The sequence below is a fragment of the Saccharothrix sp. NRRL B-16314 genome (genome assembly GCF_000716595.1).
GTDB lineage: Bacteria > Actinomycetota > Actinomycetes > Mycobacteriales > Pseudonocardiaceae > Actinosynnema.
In genome coordinates this window covers 1-1,031 of record NZ_JNXC01000086.1, presented here as the reverse complement: position 1 = coordinate 1,031, position 1,031 = coordinate 1, and the positions used below count along the sequence as shown (strand labels likewise).

At 67.5% G+C, this 1,031-nt stretch carries 1 protein-coding gene; it reads right to left on the bottom strand.

The features are described from left to right. Positions 1–18: 18 nt before the first annotated feature. Positions 19–1,031, bottom strand: a 1,013-nt coding sequence (locus OQ02_RS41800; protein WP_051773503.1) for a DUF222 domain-containing protein, incomplete at its 5' end; no start/stop codon positions are given.

The following is a 1,031-nucleotide window of genomic DNA, read 5'->3' as shown; positions in this document are numbered from 1 at the left end:
TGCCCTCAGCTATCACTATTATGGTGCGACATAACAGCGGTGCAGGTCTTTCACCTCCACATTGGTTGACAGCGCCTCGTGGCGCACCCCCGGAAAAGCGCATCCCCGGTCGCGGGCGTGCAGCGCTTTACGTTGTGCGACGCTCACCGTCCGCTTCGTCCGCCCCAAATCCACCACCTCGGAATCACCTCCCATCACCACGGGGAGAACTTTCGCGTCGCACGCGATCCGCCGCGCCTGCGCCGCACTCAAATAACGGTCGCCGTCCAACACCGCGTGCCCCACACCCCGCTGCAACGTCTCGAAGTCCACCGTCACGCTGATGTGCGGGCGCTCCCCAGCCTCCGACGGCAGGTCACCGGACCGCGACGCCAGCGAGATCACGTCGGCGAAGGCCTCACCGAACCGGTGCGCCCGGTCCTTCGGCCCCTCCGGACGCGGCGTCGCCAATGGTTCCAACATCGCGGTGAACCGCGCCCCGGTCTCCGCCGACACCTCACCCCAGAACTCCACCCGACCGCCGGGCAGGTCCCGCACGTACAGCACGTCGGCGGGTTCGGCCGCAGGCTCGTCCAACTCATCGATCGAGTCCTGCTCGACCCGGTCCCGGATGCGGTCGGCGAGCTGCCGGACCACTTTCGGCTCCACCGACCCGGCCGCCTCGACCAGGACCTCCTCCGACCAGTCCGGCAACTTCAACGTCGTGAACGCCCGCGCCAACTCCCGCAGATGCCCCTCCGACAACGTCCCTTCGGCCAGCGCGGCACCGGCAGCCCGGTGCAGCGGCGGCAGCGGCTGCCCGGTCGGCGTGACCGACGACAGGAACAACTCCACCTGCGCCACCCACTGCTTGAATTCCGCCGGATTCGCCCGCACCAAGGCCCGATAGGCATCCAGGTCATAACCACACCGCAACACCTGCGCCAGCAATTCCAGCCGCCGCCGGTGCGATGCCCGAATCGACGCTTCGACCTCCGCAATGGCGGCGAACACGTCGTCCTCGGTCAACAACACCGGCGAAACATCCATAC